16 protein-coding genes are annotated in these 17516 nt (G+C 63.1%); 9 read left to right on the plus strand and 7 right to left on the minus strand.

What is annotated here, in order from left to right; all coding sequences use genetic code 11:
* Window positions 1-56 precede the first annotated feature (56 nt).
* Window positions 57-302 carry a type II toxin-antitoxin system prevent-host-death family antitoxin gene (locus tag FJV77_RS25970; protein WP_112563531.1) on the plus strand — a complete coding sequence of 82 codons (246 nt, stop codon included), beginning with the start codon at window positions 57-59 and terminating at the stop codon, window positions 300-302.
* A complete protein-coding gene (locus FJV77_RS25975) occupies window positions 299-754 on the plus strand; it encodes a PIN domain-containing protein (RefSeq protein ID WP_142869441.1) in 456 nt (151 codons plus the stop codon). Before FJV77_RS25970 ends, FJV77_RS25975 begins: the two co-directional genes overlap by 4 nt.
* Here FJV77_RS25975 and FJV77_RS32510 read toward each other — a convergent pair.
* Window positions 724-912 carry a hypothetical protein gene (locus FJV77_RS32510; RefSeq protein WP_142880254.1) on the minus strand — a complete coding sequence of 63 codons (189 nt, stop codon included), beginning with the start codon at window positions 910-912 and terminating at the stop codon, window positions 724-726. The genes FJV77_RS25975 and FJV77_RS32510 overlap by 31 nt on opposite strands.
* Here FJV77_RS32510 and guaB point away from each other — a divergent pair.
* Genes guaB through FJV77_RS25990 form a run of 3 tightly spaced genes read left to right on the plus strand, consistent with a single transcriptional unit; the run spans window position 899 to window position 3432 of the window.
* The gene (gene guaB, locus FJV77_RS25980) at window positions 899-2401 is read left to right on the plus strand and encodes an IMP dehydrogenase (protein WP_142869442.1); all 1503 of its coding nucleotides are present in this window, start codon (window positions 899-901) and stop codon (window positions 2399-2401) included. The genes FJV77_RS32510 and guaB overlap by 14 nt on opposite strands.
* A gap of 19 nt (window positions 2402-2420) precedes the next feature.
* Window positions 2421-2990 (plus strand): hypothetical protein, encoded by a 570-nt coding sequence (locus FJV77_RS25985; RefSeq protein WP_246691388.1) that lies wholly within the window; start codon window positions 2421-2423, stop codon window positions 2988-2990.
* A 22-nt stretch (window positions 2991-3012) separates the two neighbouring features.
* A complete protein-coding gene (locus FJV77_RS25990; protein ID WP_142869444.1) occupies window positions 3013-3432 on the plus strand; it encodes an MAPEG family protein in 420 nt (139 codons plus the stop codon).
* Between the two features lie 168 nt (window positions 3433-3600).
* Here FJV77_RS25990 and rnd read toward each other — a convergent pair whose 3' ends face one another.
* From rnd to FJV77_RS26005, 3 genes are all read right to left on the minus strand, one after another.
* On the minus strand, window positions 3601-4752 hold the full coding sequence (gene rnd / locus FJV77_RS25995; protein ID WP_142869445.1) for a ribonuclease D: 1152 nt from the start codon (window positions 4750-4752) through the stop codon (window positions 3601-3603).
* A gap of 75 nt (window positions 4753-4827) precedes the next feature.
* Window positions 4828-6072: an MFS transporter gene (locus tag FJV77_RS26000; RefSeq protein ID WP_142869446.1), complete on the minus strand. Its 1245-nt coding sequence runs from the start codon at window positions 6070-6072 to the stop codon at window positions 4828-4830.
* A gap of 101 nt (window positions 6073-6173) precedes the next feature.
* Complete coding sequence (locus tag FJV77_RS26005; protein WP_142869447.1) at window positions 6174-7379, minus strand: MFS transporter; 1206 nt, start codon at window positions 7377-7379, stop codon at window positions 6174-6176.
* A gap of 126 nt (window positions 7380-7505) precedes the next feature.
* Here FJV77_RS26005 and FJV77_RS26010 point away from each other — a divergent pair, with 126 nt between their 5' ends.
* Entirely contained in the window at window positions 7506-8264 is a 759-nt protein-coding gene (locus tag FJV77_RS26010) for a DeoR/GlpR family DNA-binding transcription regulator (protein WP_142869448.1), read from the plus strand.
* A 130-nt stretch (window positions 8265-8394) separates the two neighbouring features.
* Entirely contained in the window at window positions 8395-10185 is a 1791-nt protein-coding gene (gene aspS / locus FJV77_RS26015; protein WP_185970437.1) for an aspartate--tRNA ligase, read from the plus strand.
* 117 nt (window positions 10186-10302) lie between these two features.
* Here the strand turns inward: aspS and FJV77_RS26020 are convergent, their stop codons facing one another.
* Window positions 10303-11493 (minus strand): hypothetical protein, encoded by a 1191-nt coding sequence (locus FJV77_RS26020; protein ID WP_142869450.1) that lies wholly within the window; start codon window positions 11491-11493, stop codon window positions 10303-10305.
* Between the two features lie 404 nt (window positions 11494-11897).
* Between FJV77_RS26020 and parC the strand changes: the two genes are divergently transcribed.
* Window positions 11898-14150, plus strand: coding sequence for a DNA topoisomerase IV subunit A (gene parC / locus FJV77_RS26025; protein WP_142869451.1), 2253 nt, complete (start codon window positions 11898-11900; stop codon window positions 14148-14150).
* A 277-nt stretch (window positions 14151-14427) separates the two neighbouring features.
* Entirely contained in the window at window positions 14428-15642 is a 1215-nt protein-coding gene (locus tag FJV77_RS26030) for an AI-2E family transporter (RefSeq protein WP_142869452.1), read from the plus strand.
* Here FJV77_RS26030 and FJV77_RS26035 read toward each other — a convergent pair.
* Together FJV77_RS26035 and FJV77_RS26040 are read right to left on the minus strand one after the other, a co-directional pair.
* Window positions 15630-16526, minus strand: a complete 897-nt coding sequence (locus FJV77_RS26035; RefSeq protein WP_142869453.1) for a DMT family transporter — start codon at window positions 16524-16526, stop codon at window positions 15630-15632. The two genes, FJV77_RS26030 and FJV77_RS26035, sit on opposite strands and share 13 nt — an antisense overlap.
* Window positions 16527-16657: 131 nt before the next feature.
* Complete coding sequence (locus FJV77_RS26040) at window positions 16658-17422, minus strand: arginyltransferase (RefSeq protein ID WP_142869454.1); 765 nt, start codon at window positions 17420-17422, stop codon at window positions 16658-16660.
* Window positions 17423-17516: the final 94 nt, after the last annotated feature.

Raw genomic sequence — 17516 nt, forward strand, 5'->3', positions numbered from 1 at the left:
CGAAAGGCGACGCGGCGCATTATTGTAGTGAATATAACTACTATATGGGCTTTATCATGGAAGAGGCCGTTTCGGCAGCCGATGCCAACCGCAAATTCTCGCTCCTCCTGCGCGGTGTTCGGGAAGGGCAAAGCTATGTCGTAACCAGCCATGGACGACCCGTTGCGCGGATCGTGCCCGCAGGGCAGCCCGACGCCGTGGCTTCCCGCTCGCGCACCGCGCTGCTGTCGCGCCTCGAACGCCAGCCTGTATTAGAGGCCGGGCGCTGGACCCGCGACGAGCTTTACGAGGACGAGCGGTGAAGGTCGCGCTTGATACCAACATCCTTGTCTATGCGGAGGGGATCAACGGGGCCGAGAAGCGCGACATCGTTTTCGATCTGCTGCGCGACATGGCGCAGGAGGCCGCCATCATTCCGGTCCAGGTGCTCGGCGAGCTGTTCACCGTTCTGACACGTAAGGCCGGAAGGTCGCGCGCGGAAGCCCGTGACGCCTTGTTGAGCTGGCGCGACGCGTTTCCGGTTGTCGGCACCACACCGGAGGTGATGACGGTGGCGGCCGATCTCGCGACCGATCACCATTTCGGCATCTGGGACGCAACTGTCCTGTCCGTTGCCTCGCAAACCGGTTGCCGGCTGCTGCTGTCGGAAGACCTGCAGGACGGCTTCACCTGGGGCGGCGTAACGGTTGTCAATCCTTTCGCATCGCCGCGCCATGCCCTGCTCTATGCTCTGCTGGGCAAGTCCGCCGAATAGGCAATCACCCGCTTTTCATAGGCGCCGCGACGTGTTACCAGCCAGCGCCAATCCTGAAAGGGAAGAAACGAGTCGGCGCTGTCCATTGCGGTCCAGCGCTTTTTTGTATTCTCCCAGCGCTTTTTCGTATTCGAAGGACTGGCCATGGCAAAAATCATCGAAACGTCCACCGGCGCGCTGGCGCTGACCTTTGACGACGTGCTGCTGCAGCCCGGTCATTCCGAGGTCATGCCCGGTGAGACCGACATCCGCACCCGCATCGCCACCGACATCGACCTCAATGTACCGATCCTGTCGGCCGCCATGGACACCGTCACCGAGGCGCGACTTGCCATTGCCATGGCGCAGGCCGGCGGCATCGGCGTCATCCATCGCAATTTCTCGCCGGCCGAACAGGCCGAGCAGGTGCGCCAGGTCAAGAAATTCGAATCCGGGATGGTCATCAATCCGGTCACCATCGGCCCCGACGCGACGCTGGCCGACGCGCTGGCGCTGATGCGCACCTACTCCATCTCGGGCATTCCGGTGGTTGAGAATGGCGGTACCGGCGGCCAGAAGATCGGTCGCCTGGTCGGCATCCTGACCAACCGCGATGTCCGCTTCGCCTCGGACCCGGGGCAAAAAGTCTTCGAATTGATGACCCGTGAGAACCTGATCACGGTCAAGGAGAATGTCGACCAGGACGAAGCCAAGCGGCTCCTGCACCAGCACCGCATCGAAAAGCTCGTCGTCGTCGACAAGCAAGGCAATTGCGTCGGCCTGATCACCGTCAAGGACATCGAGAAGTCGCAGCTCAACCCGCACGCTACCAAGGATGCGCAGGGCCGCCTTCGCGCGGCGGCCGCCACCAGCGTCGGCGATGACGGCTTCGAGCGCGCCGAGCGGTTGATCGATGCCGGTGTCGACCTGCTAGTCATCGACACCGCGCATGGCCATTCGCAGCGCGTGCTGGATGCGGTAACGCGGGCCAAGAAGCTTTCCAACTCCGTGCGCATCCTGGCCGGCAACGTCGCCACCGCCGAAGGCACGCAGGCATTGATCGATGCCGGCGCCGACGCGGTCAAGGTCGGCATCGGCCCGGGCTCGATCTGCACCACGCGCATCGTCGCCGGCGTCGGCGTGCCGCAGCTTTCGGCGATCATGTCGGCGGTCGAGACGGCGCACAAATCCGGCGTGTCGGTCATTGCTGACGGCGGCATCAAATATTCGGGCGACTTGGCCAAGGCGCTCGCTGCCGGCGCCAGTGCTGCCATGATCGGCTCGCTGCTCGCCGGCACGGACGAAAGCCCGGGCGAGGTCTATTTGCACCAGGGCCGCTCCTTCAAGGCCTATCGCGGCATGGGTTCGGTCGGCGCCATGGCGCGCGGCTCGGCCGATCGCTACTTCCAGGCCGAGGTGCGCGACACGCTGAAACTGGTTCCGGAAGGCATTGAAGGGCAGGTGCCTTACAAAGGACCTGTGTCTGGCGTGCTGCACCAGCTTGCAGGCGGGCTAAAAGCCGCTATGGGTTATGTCGGCGGCCGCGATCTTGCCGATTTCCGCGAGCGCGCCACCTTTGTGCGCATATCCAACGCCGGACTTCGTGAAAGCCACGCCCATGACGTCACGATTACCCGCGAAAGCCCGAACTATCCCGGCGGAGCCTGACCAGCAGCCAGAGCGGCACATGCTCTGGCGCAATCAGGCGACGATCGTGCTGCGGCTGGCGCGCCATGCCGGCGCGCTTTGCTTTGCCTCCGCGGCGGTTTTCATCGCCATGACGCTGCTGGAATTCTTCTATTTCCGCCAGTTGAGCGGTGGCCTGTCGTCGCTCGATGTACGCTTTGAAGGGTTCACGCCGGATGAGGGCATGGCCTGGCTGACGGCACTCGGCCGGCGCGGCAGCGAGATCATCCTGGTCTGGCACTACCTGACCTTCGACCTTCTGTTCCCGGCGCTGCTGTCATTGACCATGGTCAGCATGATCCTTGCCACAGGGCGGCGGCTGAAGCTCTTTCGCACCCTGCCGGTGCAGTTTCAGTCGCTGTTGGCGCTGGTCGTGGTGCTGCCCTACACCTGCGCCGATTATGCCCAGAACATTGCGGTGGCGCGGCTTTTGTCCGATGCGCTGTCGGCCAATCCGGATTCGCTGTCCTTCGCCTCGTCGCTGATCGTCACCAAATTCGCGCTTCTGGCGATACCTGTCGCCGTCATCGCGGCTTTCATCGTCGCCAGCCAGCGACGTCCGCAGGCATGAACAACAAGGCAGGGGCAACGCCATGAGCCAGACCGCAATCTTCTGGCCGATGCTGGCGCAGGTGCTGCTCGTCTATATCGTCTATGTGGTGATGGGCCAGCGCCGCTACGGTGCGGTGAAAACAGGCGAGGCCAAGGTTGGCCAATACAAGATCCGCACGACCGAGCCTGCGTCCAGCGTCACGGTCGCCAACAATCTCATCAACCAGTTCGAATTGCCGGTGCTTTTCTACGTGCTGTGCCTGGCCCTGCACGCGACCAATGGCGTCAATTATCTGACCTTGGCCTTGATGTGGATTTTCGTGATTTCCCGCTATGGCCATGCCTGGGTCCACCTGACCAGCAACAATCTGCGGTTTCGCAGCCGCGCCTTCTACATGGGCGCGGTCATTCTCTTGCTGGCATGGATTCTGTTCGCGCTGCACCTGCTCGGCCTGGTTTGAGCAGGCGCTGACTTTCCCTTCTCCCCTGTGGGAGAAGGTGGCCGAGCGAAGCTCGGTCGGATGAGGGGTGTTCCAGCTTAGCGGGGATGGCGATCCGTCACGCACCCCTCAACCGTCTCGGCGCTGCGCGCCGATCCACCTTCTCCCACAAGGGAGAAGGGAAGATCTCTACAAATCGAACACCGCAATCTTGCGCTTGTCGAACTTGATGCCGATTTCGCCGCGCACCAGCTTCAACGCAGCCTCGCCAAACACGGCGCGCCGCCATCCCTGCAGCGCCGGCACGTCGGCGGCTTCGCCTTCGGCAGCGATGCGGTCGATGTCGTCGCTGGACGCCAGCACTTTCGAGGCGACGCCTTCCTTCTCGGCGACGATTCGCAACAGCACTTTCAGCAGCTCTGCAGCCGCGCCTGAACCCTCGGGCGGCTGAAAGCTCTTGGGCAGCTTCGGCATCTCTTCCCGGGGCAGAGCGAGCGCCGTGTTGACCGCGCCGAGCAATGCGGTTGCCGTCGATGACCGTTCCCAGCCTTTCGGCGTGGTGCGCAGCTTGCTCAACGCGGCCGCATCGCGCGGCGCCTGCTGGGCGACCTCGTATATGGCGTCGTCCTTGAGCACCCGGCCGCGCGGCACGTCGCGCTCGCGCGCCTCGCGCTCGCGCCATGCCGCCACCGTCTGCACGATCGCCAGCTCCTGCGGCTTGCGCAGCCGCATCTTCAACCGCTTCCAGGCATCCTCGGGGTGCGGATCGTAGGTCTCGCGCGAGGTCAGCACCTCCATTTCCTCGTTCAGCCAATGGGCGCGGTTTTCCCGCTCCAGTTCGGCGCTGAGATGCTTGTAGACATCGATCAGATGGGTGACGTCGGCCAGCGCGTAATCGAGCTGCTTGTCGGATAGCGGCCGGTGGCGCCAGTCGGTGAAACGCGATGATTTGTCGAGCCGGGCGCCGGTGATGCGCTGCACCAGCTGGTCGTAAGAGACGCTGTCGCCGAAGCCGCAGACCATGGCCGCGACCTGGGTGTCGAACACCGGATGCGGCACCAGATCGCCGAGATGGACGATGATTTCGATGTCCTGGCGCGCGGCGTGGAACACCTTGACCACCGCTTCATTGGCCATCAGCCGGAAGAACGGGGCGAGGTTGATATCGGGCGATAGCGGATCGATCAGCGCGGTGACGCCGGGCGCCGCCATCTGGATCAGGCACAGGATCGGCCAGAACGTCGTTTCGCGGATGAATTCGGTATCGACGGTGACGAAATCCGACTTTTCAAAAGCGGCGAGAACGGACTCGAGCTCATTTTGGGTGGTGATGACGTGCATCAAATCGCTTTTTAGTAACGGGTAAGGTTCTCTTTCAATTTCAGCCGTGGGCGCTTTCGTCAAGCCGCCCTTCGGTCAAGTATGCGTCGATCCGTCGGAATCGCCATTCCTGCGCGCCAGCCGCGCGAAGACAGTCGATGTGCGCAGCAGCGCCGTGAAGCGGCTGCGCTTGCCCGCCGGCACGCCGCCACGCACCTGCATGCGGTAGAGGATGACGGCGATGAGGATGGCGTAGACCACAGCGCTGAAGACAAACAGGGCGCCCGGTCCGAAATATTGCATCACCGTCGACGCCGCGAAGGGGCCGCTGATGGCGCCAAAGGAATAGAACAGCATCAAAGCAGCATTGATCAGCACGAACTCGCCCTTGTCGGCGCGGTCGTTGGAATGCGCAGCCGACAGCGAATAGAGCGGCATGGCGAAGCTGCCGAAGATGAAGACGATGATCAGGTTGAGCGTCGGATTGGCGCCGGCGATGAAGGCCAGCGCCAGCGCTGCAAGCAAGGCGCCGCATGTCGTTGCCAAAAGCACCGCGCGCCGGTCCCAGCGGTCGGAGAGATAGCCCACCGGATACTGGATGAGGGCGCCGCCGAAAATGCCGACGCTGACGAAGGTGACGACGTCGGCCACCGACATGCCGATCTGCTCGGCATAGACCGGCGACAGCGTGCGGAAGGCGCTGTTGGTGACGCCGACGCAGATGCAGCCGAAGCAGCCGAGCGGCGAGATCCGCCAGACGCGCGCCAGATCCAGCTTGACGTCTTCCGGCGGCGTCGGGTTGGAACGGTCGCCAAGCGACACCGGCACCAGCGACAGCGTGATCATCATCGACATGATGGCGAAAATGGCAAAGCCGCCGGGGCCGAAGATCGGGATCAGGAACTGCGCGCCGGTCACCGAGCCGATATCGACCATGCGGTAGATGGCGAGTACACGCGCGCGGTCCTTGTTTTCGACGCCGGAATTCAGCCAGGCTTCCATGACGGTGAACAGGCCGGCAAAGCAGAAGCCGCCGGCAAAGCGGATCGCGCACCACATCACCGGATCGATGACCAGCACCAGAAGCAGTGTCCCCGCCGACGCGGTGGCTGCGAGCGCCGAAAACGTCCTGACATGTCCGACCGCCTTCAGGATGCGGGTGACGGCGAGGCAGCCGAGCAGAAAGCCGGCGAAATAGAATGTGCCCATCAGGCCGATGTCGGAGGCCGAGAATCCTTCCTGCGCGCCGCGCAGCGCGATCAGCGTGCCCTGCAGCCCGTTGCCGCCAAGCAGGATGCCGGCGGCGATGAGGAGCGGGATCAAAGGGCGGATGGAGGACATGAAGGAAATCGCTTGGTCGGCTTCCTTCTTGAACCATCATATCAGCCAATGCCAGTGGCAATTCTGCTAGCCAACAGGCGCGTGCCCTACAAGATCGCCGTTCAAGCTTCGTAAGCCCTCGCCAACGCTTCGCCCGCTGCCGGCGCGACAGGGTTGACCGCCCTTCGGCCAAGCGAGCCGGCGGTCAGCAGGCTGAGGATTATAAACGGGATGCCGATGCCGAAGGCCGAACGGATACCCCAATGGTCGGAGACGAAGCCGAGCAGCGGCGGGCCGAGCAGGAAAGCGACGAAGGAGATCTGCGACAGCGCCGCGACATTGATTGCCGCCGAGCGGTCCGTCCGCTGGGCGGCCGCCGAGATCGCCAGCGGAAAGATCGCACTGCTGCCGATGCCCAGCAAGGCAAAGCCCAGCATCGATACGAGTGGGGCAGGCGAGAAGAAGACGAGCAGCACGCCCACCGCCATCGTTGCCAGCAGCACCCGCGCCACGCCGCTCGGCGAGTGGCGGTCGACAAAGCTGTCGGCAAAGAAGCGCGTGCTCGCTTGCGAGAATGCAAACAGCGCCACCGTGAAGCCGGCGACGAACGGGCCGGCATCGAACACGGTGCGCATGTAGATCGCCGACCAGTCGATGCTGGCGCCTTCCATCAGCATCGCCGACAGCGTCACCGCGACGAGCACGAGGATCGGCAGCGTCGGCCGCGCCAGCCTTGGCGCCGTCTCGTCATTGCCGGCGAAGCGGCTCGGCGCCGGTTCGTAACCGCCGAGAAACAGCGCTATTCCTATCGCCACCATCGGCACGACGATGGCCAGGTGCAGGTGCGGCGATATGCCGAGATGGGCAAGTGCGGCGCCGAACAGGCCGGCGCCGAAAAAGCCTATGCTCCAGAATGAATGCGCCCGGTTCATGATCCGGCGCTTGAGCAGGAATTCGGTCCTGTCGGCCTCGACATTGAGGATGATCTCGACGCTGCCGATCATCAGGCCGACCGGAATGAGCATCAGGAACAGCGCGAGCGGTCCAGGCGCATGCACGGCAATGGCATAGGCAACCGACAAAAGCGGAACCAGCCCGAGCAAGGCGCGGCGGAAGCCGACGCGCTCCAGGATCGGCGCTGCGAGCGTCAGTGCGGTCAAGGTGCCGATCGGCGTCCCGATCAGGCTGAGCCCGAGCGTGCCGTCCTCGATGCCCATGGCATGCTTGATGTCGGGCAGGCGCGGAAAGATGTTGCCCATGCCGAACGAGTAGATCGCAAACCCGGCATAGACCCGGTGTTGCGGAGCGAGGCTGAGGCCGAAGGTCATTGCGGCGCTTTCAAGACAGGGGAGGCTTTCAAGAGGAGAGCGGGTTTCCGTCGCCTGGATGTGCCCCACATCTTGCATAAACATGCAAATCATGCAAGAATGTGCACAAAGAAACAGGATCATGCAATGCTGACCGATGAGCGGCATCAAATCATCCGCGATCGCCTGGCCGTCGAGGGAAGGGTGCTGGCCGGCGAGCTGGCAAGCCGCTTCGGCGTTTCGGAAGACACGGTCCGCCGCGACCTCAGGGAGCTCGCCAAGGCCGGGCAATGCCGCCGCGTTTATGGCGGCGCGGTCGCAGCCGCACCGTTCGCCGCCACGCCTGTCGGCCTGCGCGCCGGCCATGCGGTTGAAGAGAAGACGCGGCTTGCCCGCGCGACCGTGTCATTGCTGTCGCGCGGACAGACCCTATTCATCGACAGTGGCTCGACAAATGCCGCGATCGCCCGGGCTATCCCGCGCGACCTCGATCTGACCGTCGCCACCAATTCGCTCGAAGTTGCCACGGCGCTGTCAGAGCACGCTTTGATCGAGCTGATTGTGCTGGGCGGCCGGTTCGACCGCCATCTCGGCGCCTGCGTCGGCGCCGACACGCTCGCCGCCGTCGCGCAGCTTGGCGCGGACCTGTTTGTTCTGGGATCCTGCGGTCTTGATGCCTCGCGCGGCGTGACGGCCTTCGATTCGGCGGAGGCCGAGGTGAAGCGGGCCATGGCCAAGAACAGCGCAGGCATCGTCATCGCTGTCACCAATGACAAGCTGGCCACCGCCGCACCCTACCGGATCGCCCGGCCCGAGGCGATCCGCCACCTTGTGGTCGAAAAGACAGCGCCGGCCGCGATTCTCGGCGACTTCGAGCGTCAGGGCGCTGAGATCCATTTGGCCTGAACAACCGGCCTGCGCCCGATCACCCCGCTTGCCTTGACAAATCCGACCTCCCATGCGCTTTTCGCGCAAATTTTGGACCGGGCTTTGACGCTCGGGCCACAACCCAGCACCCCGGACTTTTGACATGACAATGCATCGTTACCGCAGCCACACCTGTGCCCAGTTGAGAAAGAGCGACGTCGGCTCTCCCGTTCGCCTGTCGGGCTGGGTGCATCGCGTGCGCGACCATGGCGGCCTGCTGTTTATCGATCTGCGTGACCATTACGGCCTGACCCAGATTGTCGCCGATCCGGATTCGCCCGCCTTCAAGGTCGCCGAGACGGTGCGTGGCGAATGGGTGATCCGCGTCGACGGCGAGGTCAAGGCGCGCCTGCCGGACACCACCAATGCCAACCTGCCGACCGGCGAGATCGAGATTTTTGCCCGCGAGATCGAAGTGCTGTCGGCGGCCAAGGAATTGCCGCTGCCGGTGTTCGGCGAGCCCGACTATCCCGAGGATATCCGCCTGAAATACCGCTTCCTCGACCTGCGCCGCGAGACGCTGCACAGGAACATCGTGGCGCGCACCAAGATCATCGCCGAGATGCGCAAGCGCATGACCGATGTCGGCTTCACCGAATTCGCGACGCCGATCCTGACGGCCTCTTCGCCGGAAGGGGCACGCGACTTCCTGGTGCCGTCGCGCATCCATCCCGGCACTTTCTACGCGCTGCCGCAGGCGCCGCAGCAGTACAAGCAGCTGATCATGGTCTCCGGCTTCGACCGCTATTTCCAGATCGCGCCTTGCTTCCGCGACGAAGACCCGCGCGCCGACCGCCTGCCCGGCGAATTCTACCAGCTCGACCTCGAAATGAGCTTCGTCGAGCAGGACGACGTGCTGTCGACCATGGAACCGGTGATGCGCGGCGTCTTTGAGACCTTCGCCAACGGCAAGCCTGTGACGCAGAAATTCCAGCGCATTCCCTATGATGTCGCGATGCGCAAATACGGTTCCGACAAGCCGGACCTGCGCAACCCGATTGAGATGCAGGCCGTCTCCGATCATTTCCGCGATTCCGGCTTCAAGGTGTTCGCCAACATCCTGGCCAACGATCCCAAGGCCGAAGTGTGGGGTATTCCGGCAAAGACCGGCGGCAGCCGAGCCTTCTGCGACCGTATGAACTCCTGGGCGCAAGGCGAGGGCCAGCCGGGGCTGGGTTACATCTTCTGGCGCAAGGAAGGCGACAAGCTGGAAGGCGCCGGTCCGCTGGCCAAGAACATTGGCGAGGAGCGCACCGAGGCGATCCGCCAGCAGCTTGGCCTTGCCGATGGCGACGCCGCCTTCTTCGTTGCCGGCGATCCGAAGAAGTTCGTCACCTTCGCGGGTGCAGCACGCACGCGCGCCGGTGAGGAGCTGAACCTCGTCGACCGCGAGCGCTTCGAACTGTGCTGGATCGTCGACTTCCCGTTCTTCGAATGGAACGAGGAGGAGAAGAAGATCGACTTCGCCCACAACCCGTTCTCGATGCCCCAGGGTGGTATCGAGGCGCTCGGTGGCGAGGACCTGCTCGGCATCAAGGCCTTCCAGTACGACATGGTCTGCAACGGCTTCGAGATCGCCTCAGGCGGCATCCGCAACCATCTGCCCGAGACCATGGTCAAGGCGTTCGAGACGGTCGGGCTGGATCGCTCCACGGTCGAGGAGCGCTTCGGCGGCCTCTACCGAGCCTTCCAGTATGGCGCGCCGCCGCATGGCGGCATGGCGGCCGGTGTCGACCGTGTCGTCATGCTTCTGGTCGGCGCCAAGAACCTGCGCGAGATCACCATGTTCCCGATGAACCAGCAGGCCCACGACCTGTTGATGAATGCGCCTTCGCAAGCCAGTCCCCAGCAGCTGCGCGAGCTCTCTCTGCGCGTCGCGGCGGTGAAGAAAGACGCCTGATCGCGAAGTTCCTGCGATTCTTTAACAAACCGCGGGAACCAACTCTTTCAGATAGGCAATCCAACAGAAAAGCCCGGCATCGCTGCCGGGCTTTTCGCCTTTGAGCGTTTCGCTCGATCAGTCTTCGTTGGCCTTCACGTGGACGCCGAGCGTCTTCGGCAGGTCGAGCGGGTTGGACATCGCACCCGCCATGATCAGCGCGAACGGCACCGCTGCCGGCGGCTCGGCCGAAATCTCCAGGCTCTTCGGGTCGTCGAGGTATTTGCTCACAGCGGTCGTCACTTCGGCGGTCAATTCCGGATTGTTGAGCTGTGCCATGCCGAACGGCACGATCGCCTTGGCCTGGTTGGCGATATCCTTGCCCGAAATGCCCTGCTGTTTGCCGACATACTCAAGCACCTTGCCGGTCAGGGAATCGTCGTCGAAGCGGACCGAGGCGCTGTTGAAGGAAAGCTGCTGCAACAGGCCGAGCATGGCCATGCCTTGCGCCGAATTGTCGGCCCCTTCGGGTTGCGCCGCCAGCTTCTTCTGCATCTCCTGCATCGACTTGACGAAGTCGACCGTGTAGCCGCCGAGGCCGAAGGTCATGCCGAGCGTGCCGGCATTCTCGACCGAGATGTCGTATTTCGACAGGTCCATCTTGCCGTCGCTCGGCTGCCAGGTGCCGCCGATTTCGATGTTGCCCGAGATGTTCTGGTAGCCGAGGGCCTCGATGGCTTCCTTGGATTTCGCATCGTCGACCAGGGTCAGGTCGGCGTTGAACTTTTCCGTGGTGGCGGAAAATTCCATCGCCTTGCCGTCGGCCGGAGGCGTGATCTGGACAGCAACGCCATCCACCGAGAAGGCGGTTTTGTCGGCGACCTTGACTGTCAGGTTTTCGAGTTCGGCGGACTTGTACATCATCATCGAGCCGAGCGGGCCTGTAGCGCCTTCGGCCGGGATGTTGGCGTCATGAATGACGAAGGGAGTGAGGTTAAGCGTTACACCGTCCTTGCTGCGCTCGAAGGCCGAAGTCGTGATGGTCGCGACATCAAAACCGCCATTGGCCTCGGTCACGCCTTCAAGCTTGACGTCGCCGATCGGCAGCGCTTCCTTTTCGGCCGCCGGTTTGACCGACACGCCCTGCAGCACCATGCTGGAATTGTCGCCGGTAACCCCGGTCCAGGTGATATCGACGCCCTGGACGGCAAGTGCGGCCTTCAGCCGGTCGGCAACCGCCGCGTCCTGCGCAAAGGCGGCATTGAGCGGCAGAGTCAGCAAGAAGGTCGAAAAAGCGAGTTTCTTGAGTATCGAGCGTTGGATTGTCATCGCGAGTTCCCTGAGAGAGTCCTGAAAAGTGTTTTCTTGAGTTCTGCGCCATCACCATTCCGTGACGAACTGGACGGGAAAAAGGCGCTTTCCCGCAGATTTGTCGAAAATCACGGTGAAAGGCAAACCGGAGCGGGAGCCTTCGTTCGATGCGGTGAATATGTCATGAAGGTCGGGCTCCCCTGAGTACCGTCTCCTGCCTTAGAGAGGGCGTGTAACAGATTGATGTTGGTTGGCAACAGCACTGCTACCGGTGCTGTTGCACAGGGACGGCAAGCTGGAACATGAAGTCCGTCACATCCGTCGTCGGATACTGAGCCGCCTTTCACAGCCCGGAGGCCGCAAATTGCGGATTTCCGCGCCTCCGCCTTGCCGCGAATCACCCGCTCGGCTAGTCCACCCGCATGGGAAAAAGGCTTTTGCCGCCTGACGATGGCGGCGGTGACCACATCGAACCGGTTGATCTGAAGAAGGCGCTGGAAGAGCGCTATCTCGCCTATGCGCTGTCGACCATCATGCACCGCGCGCTGCCGGACGTACGCGACGGGCTGAAGCCCGTGCACCGCCGCATCATGCACGCCATGCGGCTGCTGAGGCTCAACCCCGACCAGGGCTTTGCCAAATGCGCCCGCATCGTCGGCGAGGTGATGGGCAAGTTCCATCCGCATGGCGACCAGTCGATCTACGACGCGCTGGTGCGCCTGGCGCAGGACTTTTCCATGCGCTATCCGCTGGTCGACGGGCAGGGCAATTTCGGCAATATCGACGGCGATAACGCCGCCGCCATGCGCTACACCGAGGCGCGCATGACCGACGTGGCGACGGAACTGCTTTCCGGCATCACCGAGGACGCGGTCGACTATCGGCCGACCTACAATGAGGAGGACGAGGAGCCGGTAGTGCTGCCTGGCGCCTTCCCGAACCTGCTCGCCAACGGTTCGTCCGGCATTGCGGTCGGCATGGCGACCTCGATCCCGCCGCACAATGCCGCCGAGCTTTGCGATGCGGCGCTTCACCTGATCGAGGATCCGAGCGCGCCGGTGGCGAAGCTCATGGATTTCGTCCAGGGTCCGGATTTCCCGACCGGCGGCATCATCGTCGACAGCCGCGCCTCGATCCTCGAAGCCTATGAGAGCGGCCGCGGCGGTTTCCGCGTCCGCGCCAAATGGAGCCAGGAAGACCAGGGCAGGGGCACCTGGAGCATCGTCGTCACCGAAATCCCTTATGGCGTGCAGAAGGCGCGGTTGATCGAGAAGATCGCCGAGCTGTTGATCGCGCGCAAATTGCCGTTGCTCGAAGATATCAGGGACGAAAGCGCCGAGGACATTCGCGTCGTGCTGGTGCCGAAGAGCCGTTCGGTCGATCCCGGCATCCTGATGGAATCGCTGTTCAAACTGACCGAGCTCGAAAGCCGCTTTCCGCTCAACATGAACGTGCTGTCGCGCGGCAAGGTGCCCAACGTGCTGTCGCTCAAAGGCGTGCTGCAGGAGTGGCTGGAGCATCGGCGCGATGTGCTGATCCGCCGCTCGAAGCATCGCCTGGGCGAGATCGAAAGGCGCCTCGAGATCCTCGCCGGCTACCTGATCGCCTATCTCAACATCGACGAGGTGATTAAGATCATCCGCGAGGAGGACGAGCCCAAGCAGGTGATGATGGCCCGCTGGTCGATCACCGACACCCAGGCTGAAGCCATCCTCAACATGCGGCTGCGCGCCTTGCGCAAGCTGGAAGAGTTCGAGATCCGCAAGGAGTTCGATGGCCTCACCACCGAGAAGAAGCAGATCGAGGCGCTGCTGGCGTCGAATGCCAAGCAATGGTCGACGATCAAGTGGGAAGTCGCCAGCATCCGCGACAAGTTCGGCCCCGAGACCGAACTCGGCAAGCGCCGCACCCAGTTCGCCGACGCGCCGGAACACGATCTGACTGACATTGCGCACGCCATGATCGAGCGCGAGCCGGTCACCGTGGTGGTCTCGGAAAAGGGCTGGCTGCGGGCCATGAAAGGCCATCTGGCCGATCATTCGACCTTGACCTTCAAGGAAGGCGACAGCCTCAAGCTCGCCTTCCATGCCCAGACCACCGACAAGATCCTGGTCTTCACCACCGGCGGCAAATTCTACACCATCGGCGCCGACCGGCTGCCGGGCGGCCGCGGCCATGGCGAACCGATCCGCATCATCGTCGACATGGACAACGACCAGGACATCGTCACCGCCTTCGTCCACGACCCCAAGCGCAAGCTGCTGCTCGTCTCCTATGATGCCAACGGCTTCATCGTGCCGGAGGAAGAGGTCGTCGCCAACACCCGCAAGGGTAAGCAGGTGATGAACGTCAAGGCGCCCGACGAGGCCAAGGCCTGTGTCCCGCTTTCAGGCGATCACCTCGCCATTGTCGGCGAGAACCGCAAGATGCTGGTCTTCGCACTGTCCGAAATCCCCGAAATGGGCCGCGGCAAGGGCGTTCGCCTGCAGAAATACAAGGATGGCGGTCTGCTCGACCTCAAACCCTTCACGCTGGCGAGCGGCTTGTCATGGCAGGATTCGGCCGACCGCACATTTGTCAGGTCGCGCGAGGAATTGGCCGAGTGGATCGGCGCCAGGGCCTCGGCCGGACGGATGGTGCCGAAGGGATTCCCGCGGACGGGGAAGTTTGGCTGAAGCTGCTGATCTCCCCCCTTGTGGGGGAGATGTCCGGCAGGACAGAGGGGGCACTGTCCCGCCAGCGTATCAAATAGTCATGGCTGCCCACACCTTCCCATTCTTGGGTCTTTAGCGCGCGCCAGGTTGGCGATCCTTCACGCCCCCCTCTGTCCTGCCGGACATCTCCCCCACGAGGGGGGAGATTGGCAGCTTCACCAACCCATTTGGACTATCGTCACGATTGCGGCACTATAACAGTGCATAAACGCTTGGTATGCCGGGGAGAGATGGGCGTTTGAAGGAAGCGAAGATCCAGAAGCCGGAGCGTCAGCAGCGTCTGTTCGGCCTGTCGACGCCGTTGAGGGCCGCCGTCATTCCGCCGCTGTCGGCGGCGCGCTGGCTCTTGGTGCTGATCGTCGCCGCCGGCGTCTATTTCTTCCACGGCTTCCTGTTTCCGGTGCTGGCAGCGCTTGTCATCGCCTTCGCCAGCTGGCCGCTCTATCGCCGGCTGCTTGCCGGCGTCGGCGGCAACCGCACGATTGCCGCGACCTTTGCCATCCTGTTCATCCTGACCTTCCTGGTGGTGCCGATCGCGCTCGCCGGCACCTATGCCATCAACGAGGTCCGCGAATGGGTCGGCTGGGCGATCGAGACCAACCGCCATGGCGCGGTCACGCCGCATTGGATCACGACGCTGCCAGTGATCGGCGAGTGGCTGAACGAACAGTGGGTCGACAATTTCGGCCATCCCGGCGGCATTGGCGAACTGATCCAGCTGGTCAGCGGCGCCAATATAGGCAGCATCTATCGCGGCGTGCTGGCGGCAGGCGGCAGCGCCTTCGGCCTGTTGCTGACGTTGCTGTTCATGATGATTGCCCTGTTCTTCGCCTACCGCGACGGCGAGCAGTTCGCGGCCCAGATCGACCGTCTCGGCGAACGCATCCTGCCGACGCGCTGGGAGCGGATTTCGCGCGTCGTGCCGGCAACCATCTCGTCCACCGTCACCGGCATGACCGTGATCGCCATCGGCGAGGGGCTGGTTCTGGGCGTCGCCTACTGGCTGGCCGGCGTGCCGTCGCCAGTGACGCTCGGCGCACTCACCGGCGTGATGGCGCTGATCCCCGGCGGCGCACCGCTGTCCTTTACCCTGGTGTCGATCTACCTCGCCGCCAGCGGCTCGCCGATGGCGGGACTGGCGCTGTTCATCTGGGGCGCGGTGGAGCTGTTCATCGTCGACAAGACCTTGCGCCCGAAACTGGTCGGCGGGCCGATCAAATTGCCATTCCTGCCGACCTTTTTCGGACTGATCGGCGGCGTCAAGACCATGGGCTTTCTCGGCCTGTTCATCGGCCCCGTGCTGATGGCGCTGCTTGTGGCGATCTGGCGCGAATGGCTGCGCGAGGTGGAACTGGCCGAGGATGCCGTTCCCGAGGCAGTGGCAGGGCTCGAAGGCGGACCGCCGCAGATCGAGATTGTCGCCGGCCCGGCGAAGAAAAGTCAGACCGGGTAGGCAACCGCGAGCGCTGCCCGACGCTTGCGCCCCTCATGCAACTGCCACAGGGAATGCGCGACCAGCGTGACGATGAGGATGGCGCCGCCGATCAGGCTGTTGCGCGACGGCGTCTCGGCAAAGATCATCCACACCCAGACCGGCGCCAGCACGGTTTCCAGGAGATAGAACATCGCCACTTCCGGACCTGAAATGTATTTCGGCCCGTTAGCGAGGCAGAAGAAGGCGAACGGCATGACGACGGCGCCGTTGAGGATGATCCACCATGGCGCCTCCACTTGAAAACCGGTCCTGGAGACCATGAAGACCGCCAACCCAAAAGGCAGGAGGACACCGGTCAAAGCGGTGAAACCCATATCCTTGCCGCTGGCGCGCGAGATGGTGATGGCGCAGGCAATTGCGAAGGCCGAACACAACGCCATCACGTCGCCGAACAGGTGTCCGGTGCCGATGGAATCGCCGACGATGATGGCGATGCCGACGATCATCAACGCCATTGCCGCAAGCGTCAGCGGCCGCGGCCGTTCGTTCAAAAAGAGCCATGACAGCAGCGCCGAAAACATGGTGGAGAAGGCCAGGATGAAAACCAGATTGGCGGTCGAGGTGTTGTAGACGCCGGTGATGAAGGCGACCGCGCCGAGCCCGTAGATCACGGCGACAATCAGCCCCGACCAGCCGGGTATGAGCTGCGGCGCATTCTTGCTGAACGAGCGCCAGACGGCCCATACGATCAGCGCCGCCACGAAGGTGCAGCCGGTGCGCAGCAAAAGGATCGTCCACGCATCGCCATGAGCGAGCCGGATCAGCGGGATGTCGACGGTCAGCATCAGCCCGCCAAGCGCGGTGAGCAGAAGTCCTTTGGTGTGAGCGTTGTGAGATGACATGCAATGACTTTCGCAATGGACGAGAGGCAGGATGACCGGTCGGCGCAATCGCGCACTCTCCGCCAACAGCAGAAAGACCGGCATCGTCCCCGTTGAAAATGTTCAGGCCCGGATTTGGGAAAGAAGAAAGATCAGCGCGTGACCGCTTCGTGGTCGTAGCGTTCCCAGCCCTTCGGGCCGAGATGCTCCTGCGGCATGAAGCGCATCTTATAGTTCATCTTGCGCGAGCCGTTGACCCAGTAGCCGAGATAGACATGGGGCAGGCCCATGGCCCTGGCGCGGGCGATATGGTCGAGGATCATGAAGGTGCCGAGCGAACGGTCCTCGAACTCGGGATTGAAGTAGGAATAGACCATCGACAGGCCGTCGGCCATCTTGTCGGTCAGCGCCACGGCGATCAGCTCGCCCTGGCCCTTGCCGGTGATGAAAGTGTCGGGGCCGCGCTTGCGGTATTCGATGACCTTGGTGTCGACATGGGTGTCCTCGACCATCATGGCGTAGTCGAGCACCGTCATGTCGGACATGCCGCCGCGACGGTGGCGAGCGTCGAGATAGCCGCGGAACAGCGAATACTGCTCGGTTGACGGCTGCGCGTCATGCATGGCGCCGATGAGATCGGAATTGCGCTGGATCACCCGCTTCATGTTGCGGCTGGCGGTGAACTCCTGCGCCAGGATGCGCACCGAGACGCAGGCGCGGCAGGTCTCGCAGGCCGGCCGGTAGGCGATATTCTGCGAGCGCCGGAAGCCGCCTTGCGTCAGCAGGTCGTTCATCTCCGGCGCCTTGTCGCCGACCAGATGCGTAAACACCTTGCGCTCGAACTGGCCCTCAAGATACGGGCACGGCGATGGCGCGGTCAGGAAGAACTGCGGCGACTGGGTCGGATGCTGCGTCATCGAACCTTGGAAACACTCCTGCGAATCGCTCTACCTTTGGCCTCGCCGGCGAAAAATTCAACAGGATTCCGAAGGCGTGTGTGAAAGGACGCCT

Source organism: Mesorhizobium sp. WSM4306, from assembly GCF_007003975.1.
In the GTDB taxonomy this organism is placed as follows: domain Bacteria; phylum Pseudomonadota; class Alphaproteobacteria; order Rhizobiales; family Rhizobiaceae; genus Mesorhizobium.